The following is a 16262-nucleotide window of genomic DNA, read 5'->3' as shown; positions in this document are numbered from 1 at the left end:
TCATTTCAAATCGAATGATGGGAGCCTTTTTTCGGATTAACAACCAGTTTATAGCCAACTCCGCGTATGGAGTCTATGTGCACGGATTCAGGATCAAGCTCAAGCTTCTTGCGAAGTGAACTTACGTGAACGTCCACGGTTCGCTGTCCGCCGATATAATCAAAACCCCAGACCACGTTCATGAGATCATCTCTTGTTAACACAACGCCCGGTTTTTTGGCCAGATAGAGCAGTACTTCAAATTCTTTCGGTCGGAGATTGATGCTCTGACCGCCCAGCCGCACCTCATATTTCTCAGGGTAGATTTCCAGCTGTCCCAGTGAAATGACATTACCCTGCTGGTCAGGCGTCTTTACCTCTTCCACATGGCCCGAAACCCTGCGCATGACCGCGGACACACGCGCCAGCAGCTCGGATACCCCAAATGGCTTCGTGATATAGTCATCCGCTCCCATCTTCAGACCTTGAACAACTTCCTCTTCGGCGTTCTTCGCAGTCAGAATAATGATCGGCGTAGTGATTCCGCTGCCGCGCAGCTTCTCTAAAATCTGAAAGCCATTCATTCCAGGCAGCATGACATCCAGCAGGATCAGATCATACTCATGATTGGCTGCTTTCTCATAGCCTGCAGTGCCGTGCTCCTCTACCTCGACTTGAAATCCTTCCTGCGTGAGATTGTAAGACAACAGCCGAGAAAGTGTCGGCTCATCTTCGATAACAAGCATGCGTTGACTCAATGTTACCCCCGCCCTTATCTAGATAATTGGACTGCTTATGCAAGTATATCAACAGAATGTTAACGGAGTGTTAACTTCCTGTTTCGTCCGTTTCCTGCAATACCGGAAGATCAATGATGAAGGAACTTCCGGTGCCGAGCTCGCTCTCCACCTTGATGGTGCCGTGATGAAGATCCACAAGATGCTTAACAATGGATAGTCCAAGCCCGGTTCCGCCTGATCCGCGTGAGCGTGCTTTATCCACCCGGTAGAATCGTTCAAATATGCGAGGAAGATCTTTTTTGGGAATCCCGATCCCGGAATCCGTCACCACGAACTCCACCATATCATCGGCACTGCCGTTATTATGCTGTTCACGCGCGGTTAATTTTACTCGTCCGCCTTCCTGCGTATAATTAATTGCATTGGAGAGCAGATTCATGAAAATCTGACGAAGTTTATCCTCATCCCCCTCCATAAACAACTCTTCCGGAATATCCAGCTCCAGGGTGATCCGCTTCTTCTCAGCCACTGTACGCATCATTTCCGATATCGTATCAAAGAACACCGACAGGTGAATCGGCGAGTAATCCATCTGGATTCGCTTGGATTCGATTTTGGACAGCTCCAGGATGTCGCCGATCAGCCGGTTCAGCCGTTCGGACTCGTCGTATATAATCTGGAGGAAGGATCGCGAGGTCTTCTCATCTGTAACTCCACCCCCGAGCAGTGTTTCAGCAAACCCTTTGACCGCGGCAAGCGGGGTCTTCAGCTCATGGGACACGTTGGCTACGAATTCGCTCCGCATGCGTTCAAGCCTGCGGATATCACTTACATCCTGCAGCAGGAACAGCATTCCGCGATAGGAGTCCTCTTCCTCCTCCTGCCTCATCGTCACCCCATCCAACCGGATAATGGCTTCGACCGGATAATAAAGATTGCGCTCCTCATGAAAATCTTCCTTACTCTCAAGTCCTTCCTCCATCAATTTCGTCAACTCATAATGCTGCTTGAGCTCACGGTATGATTTGCCGGTAATCACTTCGGCATCAATACCCAGCATTTTCTCGGCAGCCCGGTTGACGAGAATGATCTGACCTGCCCTGTTCACCATAACGATGCCGCCCGTCATATTGTTCAGAACACTTTGCAGCAAATCCTCATTATCCCTTATGGTGCGCAGCTGGGTTTGCAGGCTGTCAGCCATGGCGTTAATGGCTTGTGCCAATTGGCCAATCTCATCCTGACGGTGAATCTTCACCCTCGCATCATACTCAAGGCGCGATATCCGTCTGGCTACGCGCGTTATTTTTTCCAGTGGTGAGGTTAAACCCTTGGCAACACGGTAACTCACCAAGGCAGCAATCAGAAACAACACCAGCAGGCCGATCCCCATAACCGTCCAGCCTTGTCTGACTCCCTGATCAACTTCCTTCAGGCTGACAGACAATCGGACGAACCCGTCAAAGTTCTCCCCTGCCTGAACAGGAAGTGCAACGTACAGCATGTCCTGCTGAAGGGTATTGCTCCGGCGGATGGTGCTGCCGCGGCCTTCCTTCACCGCTTGAAGCATTTCCTCACGATAGGCATGATTATCCATGGTTAGCGGATCGCTCTCCGAATCCCCGATAACCGTCCCATCCTTCAATATAAAAGTGACTCGAGCGTCGGACAACTCCTCCAGTTGTTTCGATCGTTCGGTATAATACGATAAGGCATCCGGATAGTCCGTAGCCGGAAACTCCATCATGGTCTGCAGAAGCCTGATTTCCCGAACCATATTGTCCTCGAGCAGCTGAATATGCGACTGTTTGAACACGGTCACCATAGCCAGGCCCGCTGCAAGCATGGATAGTCCAATTAAAGTAAGCATAATCAGGGTCAAGCGGTTGCGATACTGCCTCATGGTCTCTCCTCTTTCTGCTGCATAATCATTTTGGATATATTACCGCCCGCGTCCGCCTTCTATGAAACAGCGCATGAATAACCGTTGCGGCCGGCTGTTGAAACATAATGCCCAGTACAACCGGGATCGAAGCCTGCGGTGAGAAATAAGATGTCGCAAGCACCATCCCGAGAGATATATTACGCATTCCTGAAGCATATGTAAATGTGATTTGCATTTCCTGGGTCGGTCCAAGCATCACATACGAGCCAAAATACCCAAGCAGATAACATATCACAATCAGCGTAAGGACAACCGGTATAACCACCAGCATCTCATCCTTCATGCCAGCTGCATGGGGAGCGATGGCTGCCGCATTGAGCATAACCACCAGCATGAAAAACAGCTTGGATATCGGCTGTGTCACCGGAGCTGACCAGTCCTTCATCCGCCCTTTCGATACTTCGTACAGCATCACTCCGATCAGTGTCGGCAGTACCACCATGGTCAACAAATCCAGAATCAGTTCAGAAGAGTTCCATGTAACCAGAGCATCCCCGATAAACATGTCCATCAATGCTGGCACAACCAGCGGACTCAGTATAGTATCCAGCACTACAACAGCTAATATGAACGGAACGCTCCCGCCGGAGCTTCCCACCCACATCACCGAGGATATCCCCAGTGGAATGATGGCGAATAACAGCAGACCTATCGTATAGTCGGACTGTGCTCCGAATACGGCAGAACCCAGTCCGTAAGCAAGCACCGGAGCCGCCGCATGGGCGAGCAGCAGCGTCAGTATGACGGCAAAGGGCTTTTTTAGAACACCTTGCAAATGTCGGATGCCGCAGCCAAGAGCCATGATCAATGTAATATAACCAAACAAATAGGGGATCCAGTGTACAAAATCCAGCAAATAATCCGAGAGCAGCCAGCCAAGCACCAGCGAGCCGGGAATCAGCAGAAAGGTGTACTTTTCAAACCAAGCTGCAAAAGCCAATCCAAAACTTCTCACCTGTTTCCTCCTATGACTGAATTGACGTATTTGACTTTCATCATAAACCGGAGTGTTCTGATCCGCAACGAAAATTCGAAATAAGATCATGCGAATTCATTGTGACTACGTAAGCAGGCCCTTTAGCCAGCAAGTACCAGATCGCTATCCGGAGTGCCAGATTCCATATCATCCATGCTCCGATAAAAATGTGTCGATCTCTCCCGTTGTATCAACCATACCAATCTATGAATCTAGCATATATTGACCCTGGACGAAATCAGAGAGATCCGGGATACCGGCGTTCTTCCGAGCGGTTTCAGAAGCGTCTGATTATCCGAATCATCAATCACATGAAAACAGCGAACATCCAGGCTGAAGTCCTGGATGTTCGCTGTTTTATTCTAGAAATGTATGCTCGAAGTCTCTCGTAACAGATACAAGTGACTTATCCGTTAATCACTTCACCGCCATTGACGTGAATCACTTGACCGCTCACATAGGAGGAGTCTGTTGATGCCAGATATACATAAGCCGGAGCCAGTTCTTCCGGTTGACCCGGGCGCTTCATCGGCTGGGTTGCGCCGAATTCACTCACCTGGTCCTCTGGGAAAGTTGAAGGGATCAGCGGCGTCCAGATCGGTCCTGGGGCTACAGCGTTTACCCGAATCCCTTGCTCAACGATGTTCATCGACAACGAGCGCGTAAAGGCTACAATGGCTCCCTTGGTGGATGCATAATCCAGCAGCTGCGGGCTTCCCCGGTAAGCCGTGATGGAGGTCGTATTAATAATCGAGCTTCCCTTGGACAGATGCGGCATGGCCGCCTGTGTCAGATAGAACATCCCGAATATGTTTGTTCGGAAGGTCCGCTCTAATTGTTCTTTCGAAATGTCCTCAATTTTCTTCTGAGGATGCTGTTCCGCTGCATTATTTACGAGAATATCGAGTTTCCCAAGCTTCTCTACCGTTTCGGTCACGGCATCGCGGCAAAAAGCATCATCGCCAACATCACCGGAGATCAGCAAGCACTTACGTCCTTCCTGCTCCACCTGACGCTTCGTTTCTTCGGCATCCTTGTGCTCGCTCAGGTACACAATGGATACGTCCGCACCTTCCTTGGCATAATGCACGGCTACCGCACGGCCAATGCCGCTGTCACCACCGGTGATCAAGGCTACCTTGCCTTGCAATTTACCGGCAGCTTTGTATTCATTACTCTCGAATTCCGGTTTCGGGTGCATCTCCGATTCCGTTCCTGGCCTGTGATCCTGATGCTGGGGCGGCAATGTTTGCTTTGGTTGATCTTGTGGCATATGAACATTTCTCCTTTCAGGTCAGTATCTCAAACAACCATTCTTAGGATGTGTACGACACGGCTCTTTATACTCCTAAAAAGCCTCTCGCTATTGTTTTTTACCCATATTGATCAGGATCAAACGTTGTACAGTGTTTTCTTTCAACAAAAAAACCGCCCGATTCACCGGGCGGTTTTCTTCTCGTATGTAGCTGTTCTTAGATGATATGGTTGAACACCATGAAGAAAATCATAACCAAAAGCAGCAAGGCCAGAAGAGCGCTAAGCGTACCCAGCTTGCTTGTTTCTTCCTTCACTTCACGCTTCTCGCGGATTCCTGCAAGCGCATTCTTCAGCGGTTTGCTCATAATGCCCCCTACCGCAAACATAGCCAGAAGCAGGATCGTTACAATAATCATCCAGGCAGGTGAATAGTCCCCTTGAGACATCAAGTATCCGCCAGTCAACAGCTGAATGACCAAACCATACTGAGCAAATCGATTCGTTACCCGAATCGTATTAATAGCTCCTTCTTGAGCACCGAGAGACAGCTTCTGAATACCGCCAACAACAAACGGCAGGATCAAGTAAAATCCTAGCGCCGCCGTACCGACCATATGCAGAAAAAATGTCACGTTCCACATAAATAATTCCTCCAAAGTCATTAGTGTGATTATTGTTACATACACGTCATCGTCCTTATTATACTGGACAGATCATCCAAAGAAAAGCAATCCCGCCCCTGGAAACGGGACGGGACTGCATTTTTAGACGATTCTGTGAAGCGTGATTCAGTTACAGAGTCACAACCGCCGTCACATTGCGTACAGATTCAGCAGATTTATCCAGTGCAGCTTTCTCTTCAGCAGTCAGCTCGAGCTCAAATATCTTCTCGATGCCGTCTCCCCCGAGGATGGCAGGCACACCCATGAACAGGTTGTCATAGCCGTACTCGCCTTCCAAGAGAGCAATAACCGGAATAATCCGCTTCTTGTCCTTCAGAATTGCTTCCGTCATCTGCACAAGAGATGCCGCCGGGGCATAGTACGCACTGCCGTTACCCAGCAGGTTAACGATCTCGCCGCCGCCAACGCGAGTGCGCTGTACAATCGCTTCAATCCGCTCGGCGGGAATCAATGTGTCGATCGGAATACCGCCGACACTGGAATAGCGAACGAGAGGGACCATGTCATCGCCATGACCGCCAAGAACAAATCCGCGCACATCCTCAACGGATACGTTCAGCTCCTGTGCGATGAATGTGCAGTAGCGGGCTGTATCCAATACGCCGGACTGACCGATAACGCGGTTCTTGGGAAATCCAAGTGTGTTATATGCCACATACGTCATGGCATCCACCGGATTACTCAAGATGATGACCGTCGAGTTCGGAGCGTGAGTCTTCACGTTCTCACATACCGATTTCACAATTCCTGCATTCGTGTTAACGAGATCGTCGCGGCTCATGCCCGGCTTACGAGCTACACCAGCTGTAATGATAACGATATCGGAATTTGCTGCATCCTCATAGTTGGATGTACCGACAATGTTGCTGTCAAATCCTTGAACCGGGCTTGCTTCCAGCATGTCCAGAGCTTTACCTTTGGTTGGGTTCTCGAGCTGTGGAATATCGAGCAGAACCACATCACCCAGTTCCTTTTGAGCAAGCATCAGCGCGGTCGTCGCACCAGTAAAGCCAGCACCTACTACCGTAATCTTTTTACGAGTAATTGCCACGATGTCTCTCCTCCTTACAGGTTTTTAATGATTTCGTCTGCGAACTCGGAGCATTTTACTTCTGTAGCGCCTTCCATGAGGCGAGCGAAGTCATAAGTCACGGTTTTGTTGTTGATGGATGTTTCCATGCCTTTGTAGATCAGGTCAGCCGCTTCCTGCCATCCTAAATGCTCAAGCAGCATAACGCCGGACAGGATAACGGAGCCTGGGTTCACCACGTCTTTGTCAGCATATTTCGGAGCAGTACCATGAGTCGCTTCGAAAATCGCATGTCCTGTTACATAGTTAATGTTAGCACCTGGAGCGATACCGATACCGCCAACTTGTGCAGCCAGTGCGTCGGAGAGATAGTCACCGTTCAGGTTCAGCGTTGCGATCACATCAAAGTCGGTTGGACGTGTCAGAACTTGCTGCAACGCGATATCAGCAATCGCATCTTTTACGATGATTTTGCCAGCATCTTCAGCTGCCTTCTGAGCAGCGTTAGCCGCATCGACGCCTTCTTGATCCTTGATGATGTCGTATTGAGCCCAAGTGAATACTTTATCGCCAAATTCAGCTTCAGCTACTTCATAACCCCAGTTTTTGAAGGCACCTTCCGTAAATTTCATGATGTTGCCTTTGTGAACCAGCGTAACGGACTTACGTCCATGCTTAACTGCATATTCCACAGCTGCACGAACAAGACGCTTGGAACCTTCAGCGGATACAGGCTTGATGCCGATACCGGACGTTTCCGGGAAACGGATTTTGTTCGCTCCCATCTCGTCTTGAAGGAACTTGATCACTTTCTTCACTTCTTCGGAACCTTCTTTATATTCAATACCTGCATAGATATCCTCTGTATTCTCACGGAAAATAACCATGTCAACCAGCTCTGGACGTTTTACCGGGGATGGCACGCCTGTAAAGTAACGAACAGGACGCAAGCAAGTGTACAGATCCAGCTCTTGGCGAAGAGCAACGTTCAAGGAACGGATACCGCCACCGATTGGCGTCGTAAGAGGTCCTTTAATTGCAACGATGTACTCGCGAATCGCTTCAAGCGTATCATTCGGGAGCCATTCACCGTATGTATTGTAAGCCTTCTCACCGGCAAACACTTCATACCAGGCAATTTTCTTGGAACCGCTATATGCTTTCTCCACAGCTGCATCAAGCACGCGCTTGGAAGCTTTCCAGATGTCACGGCCCGTCCCGTCACCTTCAATAAAAGGGATGACCGGGTTGTTAGGTACCTGCAAGCTGCCGTTATCAATCGTGATTTTGTCGCCTTCAGTCGGTAGTGCGAATTTTTCCAATTTCATAAGTATGAGTTCCTCCTTCGAATATGGTTCTTATTTCTAGCCATTCAGAAAAATCCATGTGAATAGGCACAGAGAAACCCGCCAGCCGCGATTCGCTCACGTTTAAGCGGTTCTCTAGCCTATTGTACATGATTGCCAGTCACTTAGCGAAGTTCTATCGGCACATATTTTTGATCGGTCAAACCTGTATACTCTGCACGCGGGCGGATAATACGGTTGCCTTCATACTGCTCAAGGATATGCGCAGTCCATCCGGATACGCGGCTGATGGCAAAAATCGGTGTGAACAACTCCTGCTCGATGCCGAGCTGAGTATAAACCGATGCGGAATAGAAATCAACGTTCGGCTTCAGACCCTTTTGGTTTGTAACCGTCTCGTCGATCAGAACCGACATGTCATACAGCGTGGTATCCCCTTTCATTTCACCAAGCTCACGAGACATTTTTTGCAGATGCTTCGCGCGGGGATCGCCGTTTTTGTAAACACGATGTCCAAAACCCATAATTTTCTCACGGTTGTCCAGCTTCTCCTGAATGTAAGCCTGTGCCCGATCAAGCGAACCGACTTCGTTCAGCATCTTCATAACGGCTTCGTTCGCACCGCCGTGCAGAGGACCTTTGAGTGCGCCGATGGCAGAAGTAACACCGGAATATATGTCAGACAGTGTTGCTACGGTTACGCGGGCTGCAAACGTGGATGCATTAAGCTCGTGATCCGCGTGAAGGACGAGCGCCTGATCCAGCGCCTTGATGGAAGTCTGATCAGGATCCTCGCCTCTCAGCATATACAGGAAGTTCTCCGAAATGGAGACGCCGGCTTTGGGAGCTACCGGATCCTTGCCCTGACGCACACGAGCGATAGCAGCAATGATAGTCGGAAGCTGAGCTTGCAGTTTAACCGCTTTCTTCTCATTCGCTTCACGGCTCATATCATCGCCTTCTGCGTCGTACAGCGCAAGCGCGGATACAGCGGAACGAAGCGCAGCCATCGTATTGCCGTCCTTCGGATACAATCTGATCTGCTCAATAAGCTCATCCGGAATTGCAGCGTAGTCGCTCAAATCCTGCTGGAGCGCCTTGAGCTCCTCTGCGTTTGGAAGCTTTCCAAACCAGAGCAGATAGGCTACCTCTTCAAAACTTGCATGTTCTGCGAGATCGTCAATATCATATCCACGGTAGGTCAGAACGCCATCGACGATCGAACTAATCGCGGAGGTGGTAGCTACAATGCCTTCCAAACCCTTGGTAGCTGTCATGCATCATCTCTCCTTTGTGATCGGGATAAACTGAACGGTTTTGACATTCATGAAAACATTTTCATGAAGTCGGATGAAAAAGAAAAACACGCAAAAAAATTGCTATGGTCCTAGTCACAAAACCTTCTCATATCATACTGGATTTTGTCTGATATGTGAACATAAGCGACGACATTCGCCGCATCAAAATGTTTTATCGACACCATAAACATTTTTTTGAAATCACTTACAATTCCATTATACCTATGATATTTCTCATTGTCGAATCATGAAGATGGACGTTTTCGAACTCTTTATCCTTATATTGAAACTCCTCGCATAGGTATAGAATGAGCCCATTCTGCTCGTCCCTGAAGTCAGCCGCAAAAGGAGTGTGATTCAATGGAACGATTGATGCTCAAACGCATCGGCCGTGGAGTGTGGGTGATGTCTTCCATCTTCGTGACTGCCTATTTGATATATGTACTGCTGCCGCTGCTCTACCCCTTCCTGCTGGCCTGGGTCATCGCCTATGCCATGAATCCGTGCGTCAACCTGCTCCAGCAGAGCATGAAGCTGCCGCGCTGGGTGGCTGTCTCATTGTCCCTGCTGCTGTATTTCGGTGCGGCTCTGCTGATTCTGACTGCAGCTGTTACGAGGCTGGTCAAGGAGCTGATCACCCTCTCCCAGTCCTTCAACCTGCATATCGACGCCTGGATGGACTGGCTTACCTCTTGGACGCAAAATGACAGCTTCCAGAATATTGTCAATGAGATCGGCCGCTTCTATCAGAACAACCCAAACTACCATGAAACCATCAATCAAAACGTGACCCGCACTACACAAACCATCGGTACGGCCGTGACCGACCTGGTTACTGGTATTTTTAACGGAATTCTGCAAATTATTTATTACCTGCCGAATTTAGGCACGATTTTCATCGTTGTCCTGCTCTCCACCTTCTTTCTCAGCAATAGCTGGGAGCGTCATAATCGGGCGCTGTTCCGCATGATTCCGGGCGTCATCCATAAACCCATGACCTATATCTTCTCGGACCTCAAAAAAGCGTTGTTCGGATTCGCCAAAGCCCAGCTGATCCTAATATCCATTACGGCCTTTATCGTCATGATCACGCTGTATGCACTCGGCGTCAATTCCGCCTTTGCCATCGGACTTCTGATAGGATTGGTGGATCTTCTCCCTTATCTTGGCGTCGGAATCGTCCTGATCCCCTGGTCGCTGTATGCCTTCATGTCCGATGACCTGACGCTCGGCATCGGACTGACAGTGCTGTACAGCATCATCCTGATCGTCAGGCAGATCATGGAGCCCAAGGTGCTTGCCAGCAGCGTGGGATTAGACCCGCTGGCCGCCTTGTTCGGCATGTTTGTCGGACTGAAGCTGTTCGGCATTCTGGGTCTGATCATTGGTCCGGTTTCGCTTGTCATTGTGGATGCTTTCCGGCGGGCCCATGTATTCAAGGATCTCAGGAATTACATTATCGGGGGCAGGGTGAGGTAACTGACCCTAACTTCTCCATGGAGGAGAGATGTAATTTACAGGCCGCTGAGCTCCAAGTAAGTGCAGTGTGCTCCATATAAATAGACCGGCCCCTGATGGGCCGGTCATATATGGGGGAAGCCTTTTTTGGATTTATCTGCGAAAAATCGTAATCTTGCCGTTCTTCATATTTTTCTTCATCCACTTCAGCAGCAAAATTCGGTACAACGGACGGGTCAGTGGAAATACCAGCGTAAATCCGATAATGTCAGTGACAAAGCCCGGCAGAATAAGAAGTACTCCACCTGCAAATATACATAAGCCATCCGCCATGGAAACACCGGGAACCATACCTAAATTCATTCTCTGTTTGGCATCTTCCATCGCTTTGCGGCCTTCAAACCTCATCATGGCAACGCCGACGGCAGAGGTCAGCAATGTCAGAAGAAATGTATTCATACCGCCCACGCGATCCGCAACGAATTGGAAACCAAATATTTCAATGACAGGCACGAAGATGAATGCTGCCAGCAACCATTTGAACATGAAGCTACTCCTTCCTCCCCAAGAGGGTGTCCTTCAATGCATCATACAGCTTTGGAGCGCATTTATCCAGTCGAGCCGGCTTCCACTCACGGTTCAGCCATACATGACGGGTAGCCCCTGCGGTTAACAATGCACCGGGAAGTCCGGATTCCGGGAACATCATACTGGCATCCAAATCAGCCAGCTCCTGCCCACTCAGTAGACGAACCTCATACTCATAGTGTATTCGAAGCGGAGAGAAAGCAGTCATTCGAGTGAATACCGTAACCAAATCATCATATCGGGCTGGCTGGCGGTACTTGATGTCAAGGTCAACCACCGGGAGCAATACGCCTTCCTCTTCCATTCCGCGATAAGAAAATCCCAATTCACGAATCATTTCGGTTCGACCCATCTCAAACCAGTTTAAGTAGTTAGCATGATATACCACGCCCATCTGATCACTTTCCTGATAACGCACCCGAAAGGATGTCCAGTACCAGCGGCTGGGTCTCCATTCGTCTTTGCTAGGCAATGTCATCACCCCTTATCTATGCAAAAAGCAATGGTCGATAGAGTTCATCGTCCATTGCTTGTATGCGGCTATATTCAGAATCTCGCGATTCCTGTTAATCGAAATTACTTCTGCGCAGGGATTTGATCCACTTTCAGCAGGTTGGTAGAACCGGAACGGCCAAGCGGCACACCTGCTGTAATGACAACAAGATCGCCTTCTTTAACAAGTCCGGACTTCACGCCGCCTTGCAGAGCATAATCAAACATCTCGTCTGTAGAAGAAGCCTGTTCGCCTTTAACCGGCGTCACGCCCCAAGTCAGTGCCAAACGTCTCATCGTTCTGTCTTGAGTCGTTACAGCGACGATAGGAGCCTCTGGACGGTATTTGGATACCATGCGAGCCGTTTGACCGGACTCCGTGGACGAAATGATCGCTTTTGCATTCAAATCGAGTGCGGAGATCGCTACCGATTGGCTGATCGCTTCTGTAACGCTGGTATCCTGCGCGATGCGCTGTTTCAAGAACATTTCACGATAATTCAGTGCAGACTCCGCTTTTTCCGCAATACGGGACATAGTCAACACGGACTCCACCGGGTATTTACCTGCAGCCGTTTCGCCGGACAGCATGATGGCATCTGTACCGTCAAAAATCGCATTCGCCACGTCACTTGCTTCCGCACGGGTAGGACGAGGGTTGCGCTGCATGGAATCCAGCATTTGCGTAGCCGTGATAACAGGTTTGCCTGCCAGGTTACATTTTTCGATCATGCGTTTTTGAACCAATGGAACTTCCTCTGCAGGAATCTCAACGCCCAGATCACCGCGGGCAACCATCAAACCGTCGGATACTTCAAGGATTTCGTCAAGGTTATCAACGCCTTGTTGATTCTCGATTTTGGAGATAATTTGGATGTGCTCTCCGTTGTGTCTTTTCAGCAATTCGCGGATTTCAAGCACGTCACTTGCTTTACGAACGAAGGAAGCAGCAATAAAATCGATGCCCTGTTCGATCCCGAAAATGATATCGTTGGCGTCTTTTTCCGTAATTCCTGGGAGGGAAATTGCAACTCCCGGTACGTTAACACCTTTTTTGCTCTTGATGGTTCCGCCATTAACGATGCGGCATCTGATTTCCGTGCCTTCAATCTCCACTACGGTCAGACCGATCAGACCATCATCGATCAAAATCGTCGATCCGACTTGAACGTCCTGCGGCAACTCTTTGTAAGTAATGGACAAACGATTCTTATCACCAAGGATTTCCTCGGTAGTAAGGGTGATATATTCATCTTGTACAAGCTCAATCGGTTCCACTTCAAGTTTACCTGTACGGATTTCCGGTCCTTTGGTATCAAGCAGGATCGCTACCGTTTTGTTCAACTCTTCGCAAGCTTGGCGGATATTTTTAATCCGGTTGCCATGCTCCTCGAAGTCGCCGTGAGAGAAGTTCAGACGAGCCACGTTCATGCCAGCCATAATGAGCTTCTTGGTGTTTTCCAACGATTCACTGGAAGGACCGATGGTACATACAATTTTTGTTTTGCGCATTTTGGGTTTCCTCCGTTTATTAAAGGGTTCTCTATATCTCTTTTTCCAACAACTAAATCTACTACAAAAAGTCTCATTTGTATAGGAACTTTGTCATATCGTCACATACTCATCAGACTTTTACAGTATAATGTCTTCCTGTTCCGTCTTTTCGGCCTTCGCAAAGTCAAATTCGCCGATCTTGCGGAATTTGCGGTAACGGTCTTCCTTAAGCTCACAGGCGTCCATCACCGACAGCTCCTTCAGCTGGCTGATGAGGGCGCTTTGGATCGCGGCAGCCGTCTCCTCATAGTTCCGGTGGGCACCGCCCTTAGGCTCCGGAATGATCTCCTCAATGACTTCCATTTCGAGCAGATCCTTCGCGGTAATCTTCATCGCTTCCGCAGCCTGATCTGCCTTGGACGCATCCTTCCACAGAATGGATGCGGCACCATTAGGGGATATCGCGGAATAAATCGCGTGCTCAAGCATCAGCACACGGTTGCCTACGGCCATCGCAAGAGCACCGCCGCTTCCACCTTCGCCGATGACCACACAAACAACAGGCACTCCAAGAGACGACATTTCCCGTAAATTACGGGCAATCGCCTCGGACTGACCTCTTTCTTCAGCTGTATTACCCGGATATGCGCCTTTTGTATCAATGAAGGTGATGATCGGACGCTTGAATTTGTTTGCCTGCTGCATAAGTCGCAGGGCTTTGCGGAAGCCTTCCGGATGCGGACTTCCGAAGAAACGGGCGATATTGTCCTTCGTATCTTTGCCGCGCTGCTGACCAACCACCGTAACGGGAATGCCGTCAAGTTTGGCCAATCCGCCGACGATTGCGAGATCGTCCCCATAGAGTCGATCCCCATGCAGCTCGATAAAATCGGTGAAGACCAATTGAATCAGATCAAGCGATGTCGGACGTTGCTGGTGACGGGCCAGATGCATTTTTTGGGAAGGTGAAATCGAAGTGTAAATTTCTTCCTCCAATCGGCTATATCGTTCTTCGAGGCGGGCGATTTCATCCGTGAAATCGATCCCTTTTTCCTGTCCGAATTGTTTCAGTTCTTCAATCTTCTTGCGCATTTCTGCAAGAGGCATTTCAAAAGGCAATTCGCCTGACATTAGAATCCCCCTTTCACGGAATGCATCTCCAGCAGCTTGCCAAGCATGGAGCGCATATCTTTCCGATGAATAACCATGTCAAGCTGACCATGTGCCAGATTAAATTCCGCTGTCTGGAAGTCGTCCGGCAGCTTCTGGCGAATGGTCTGTTCAATAACGATACGGCCCGCAAAACCGAATACGGCACCCGGTTCGGCAATGTTAATATCGCCGAGGGTTGCGAAGCTGGCGGATACGCCGCCGGTCGTCGGATCCGTAATTACTGAAATGTACAGCCCGCCCAGTTCATTGAATCTGGATAGGGCTGCGCTTGTTTTGGCCATCTGCATCAAACTTAGAATACTTTCTTGCATCCGGGCACCGCCGGAGGTAGAGAAAATAATAAGCGGCAAACGCTTGTCCGTTGCAAACTCAATGGCGCGCGTAATTTTCTCCCCTACGACGGAGCCCATGCTTCCCGTGAAGAAATCAAAGCTCATCACAGCCACAACAACGGGCTGGCCCAGGATGGAGCCGTGACCGGTAATAACCGCATCATGAAGTCCGGACTTCATCTTCTGCTGCTCCAGCTTGGCTGCATATCCAGGAAACTGCAGCGGATCCACCGAGATCATATCGGCATCAAATTCTTCGAAGCCTGTCTCATCCAATGTCATGCTAATCCGTTCTATCGCATTCAGACGCATGTGATGTCCGCATTCCTGACAGACCTTCAGATTCTTCTCAAGCTCTTTGCTGTATTGAATGGTGCCGCATTTGGCACACTTATTCATCAGACCTTCTGGAATTTCCCGTTTCGGGCGTTCGCCTTCCTGAGGCTGCCCCGCTGTCCCAAGTCGTTCCGATGGGATCGTTGCGTATTTCCTTTTTTTCTGAAACAAGTCTTTAAACACAACTACACCTCTCCAGCCGTAAATTTGAATGGCCGCCGCAAATAGCACTTCGCCGATCCGTACACTTGCTTCGCTATGTAACCCAGGTGAAACTAGGGGTGCAATATCGAATTCAACACTTCCTGTACTTCCTCAAGCTCTCCGGAGGGTACCAAAATCTCAAACTGCTGTTTGGAAAGATTCACAGGACGGCTTTGAACCAAAAAACCTTCTTCCGTTAGCCTGGTCTTGATCATTTCCGCCACCTTTGCAGTTGGCGCAATATAGATTACCGTCCACATGCCTTTCAGATCCCCCTAATCTCGTCCCACAGGCATATCCTGAGCCGATATAATGGATAATGATAACATACTTCAGTTTTTACCTCAACAAAGAGAGCAGGGGGCTGAAAGCCAAATTTGTACCCTTATGCATCATTCGACAGCACTCGCGATAATCAGTCAGAACCCGCAGAGTAGAGGGCCGCATCGGGATTTCGATGCGCGATCCGCGAAGAAGCGGCAGCGGCAATACCTGCAACGAGATCGTCCAAAAACACATGGATCCCGTCGGATTTATCATTCAACGTCTCAATCACACCCATTTTTTCCTTGTCCAAATAACCGAAACTGGTCAGTCCGATCATGCCATAAATGCTTGTGACACCAAGCGCCATGGTCTCATCCACACCGTAGAGCGGTTCATCTTGTTCCATAATCGACTGCAAGGGCTCCGGCAGCAGCTTCTTCTCTGCCAGCTCGTCAAGCGCAATGCCCGTAAACAGCGTATACTGCACTTCCCGCTTGCCAAGTACGGCTCGAACGCTTTCCTCACACTGGTCGATCGTTAATTTCGGATGATATCGCTTCTGAAGCTGAAACACAATATCCGCGATGGAGCTTACGCTGACTCCCCTACGGCTGAGCATGCTCTCTGCCAAATCAATTGACATCACAAATCCCCCCCGCGTCTCTGGCCGAATCCCCACTGGATTAAATGTCGTGGAGAGCCT

The 16262-nt window shown here is 49.4% G+C and carries 16 protein-coding genes; 1 reads left to right on the top strand and 15 read right to left on the bottom strand.

All coding sequences use genetic code 11. The features are described 5' to 3' along the window. Positions 1-5: 5 nt before the first annotated feature. The 8 genes from B9D94_RS06720 to citZ form a co-directional block, all read right to left on the bottom strand. The gene (locus B9D94_RS06720) at positions 6-737 is read right to left on the bottom strand and encodes a response regulator transcription factor (protein WP_040680925.1); all 732 of its coding nucleotides are present in this window, start codon (positions 735-737) and stop codon (positions 6-8) included. 70 nt (positions 738-807) lie between these two features. Then, a complete protein-coding gene (gene pnpS / locus B9D94_RS06715; RefSeq protein WP_148246668.1) occupies positions 808-2622 on the bottom strand; it encodes a two-component system histidine kinase PnpS in 1815 nt (604 codons plus the stop codon). 25 nt (positions 2623-2647) lie between these two features. Next, positions 2648-3619, bottom strand: coding sequence for a bile acid:sodium symporter family protein (locus B9D94_RS06710; protein ID WP_006212029.1), 972 nt, complete (start codon positions 3617-3619; stop codon positions 2648-2650). A gap of 427 nt (positions 3620-4046) precedes the next feature. Beyond that, a complete protein-coding gene (locus B9D94_RS06705; protein WP_006212031.1) occupies positions 4047-4913 on the bottom strand; it encodes an SDR family oxidoreductase in 867 nt (288 codons plus the stop codon). 199 nt (positions 4914-5112) lie between these two features. Further along, positions 5113-5538 carry a hypothetical protein gene (locus B9D94_RS06700; protein WP_063480362.1) on the bottom strand — a complete coding sequence of 142 codons (426 nt, stop codon included), beginning with the start codon at positions 5536-5538 and terminating at the stop codon, positions 5113-5115. 151 nt (positions 5539-5689) lie between these two features. After that, positions 5690-6631 carry a malate dehydrogenase gene (gene mdh / locus B9D94_RS06695; RefSeq protein WP_006212034.1) on the bottom strand — a complete coding sequence of 314 codons (942 nt, stop codon included), beginning with the start codon at positions 6629-6631 and terminating at the stop codon, positions 5690-5692. Positions 6632-6645: 14 nt separating this feature from the next. Beyond that, the gene (gene icd, locus B9D94_RS06690; RefSeq protein ID WP_006212035.1) at positions 6646-7938 is read right to left on the bottom strand and encodes an NADP-dependent isocitrate dehydrogenase; all 1293 of its coding nucleotides are present in this window, start codon (positions 7936-7938) and stop codon (positions 6646-6648) included. Positions 7939-8081: 143 nt separating this feature from the next. Beyond that, on the bottom strand, positions 8082-9194 hold the full coding sequence (gene citZ / locus B9D94_RS06685; RefSeq protein WP_006212036.1) for a citrate synthase: 1113 nt from the start codon (positions 9192-9194) through the stop codon (positions 8082-8084). A gap of 381 nt (positions 9195-9575) precedes the next feature. On the opposite strand from citZ, the gene ytvI reads away from it, so the two are divergent. Beyond that, positions 9576-10694 carry a sporulation integral membrane protein YtvI gene (gene ytvI, locus B9D94_RS06680; protein WP_006212038.1) on the top strand — a complete coding sequence of 373 codons (1119 nt, stop codon included), beginning with the start codon at positions 9576-9578 and terminating at the stop codon, positions 10692-10694. A gap of 132 nt (positions 10695-10826) precedes the next feature. Here ytvI and B9D94_RS06675 read toward each other — a convergent pair whose 3' ends face one another. The 7 genes from B9D94_RS06675 to B9D94_RS06645 all read right to left on the bottom strand — a co-directional run bounded on the left by B9D94_RS06675 (position 10827) and on the right by B9D94_RS06645 (position 16202). After that, positions 10827-11219, bottom strand: coding sequence for an FxsA family protein (locus B9D94_RS06675; protein ID WP_148246667.1), 393 nt, complete (start codon positions 11217-11219; stop codon positions 10827-10829). Between the two features lie 4 nt (positions 11220-11223). Continuing rightward, the gene (locus tag B9D94_RS06670) at positions 11224-11733 is read right to left on the bottom strand and encodes an acyl-CoA thioesterase (protein WP_006212040.1); all 510 of its coding nucleotides are present in this window, start codon (positions 11731-11733) and stop codon (positions 11224-11226) included. Between the two features lie 104 nt (positions 11734-11837). Continuing rightward, positions 11838-13265: a pyruvate kinase gene (gene pyk / locus B9D94_RS06665; protein WP_006212041.1), complete on the bottom strand. Its 1428-nt coding sequence runs from the start codon at positions 13263-13265 to the stop codon at positions 11838-11840. Between the two features lie 120 nt (positions 13266-13385). Then, entirely contained in the window at positions 13386-14378 is a 993-nt protein-coding gene (locus tag B9D94_RS06660; protein ID WP_036643304.1) for an acetyl-CoA carboxylase carboxyltransferase subunit alpha, read from the bottom strand. Further along, positions 14378-15271 carry an acetyl-CoA carboxylase, carboxyltransferase subunit beta gene (accD, locus tag B9D94_RS06655; protein ID WP_006212043.1) on the bottom strand — a complete coding sequence of 298 codons (894 nt, stop codon included), beginning with the start codon at positions 15269-15271 and terminating at the stop codon, positions 14378-14380. Before accD ends, B9D94_RS06660 begins: the two co-directional genes overlap by 1 nt. A gap of 92 nt (positions 15272-15363) precedes the next feature. Further along, positions 15364-15552, bottom strand: a complete 189-nt coding sequence (locus B9D94_RS06650; protein WP_006212044.1) for a hypothetical protein — start codon at positions 15550-15552, stop codon at positions 15364-15366. A 155-nt stretch (positions 15553-15707) separates the two neighbouring features. Further along, positions 15708-16202 (bottom strand): phosphatidylglycerophosphatase A family protein, encoded by a 495-nt coding sequence (locus B9D94_RS06645; RefSeq protein WP_006212045.1) that lies wholly within the window; start codon positions 16200-16202, stop codon positions 15708-15710. Positions 16203-16262: the final 60 nt, after the last annotated feature.

Source organism: Paenibacillus sp. Cedars, assembly GCF_003184205.1.
Lineage (GTDB): Bacteria > Bacillota > Bacilli > Paenibacillales > Paenibacillaceae > Paenibacillus_AQ > Paenibacillus_AQ glucanolyticus.
This window is presented reverse-complemented; position numbering and strand designations above follow the sequence as displayed.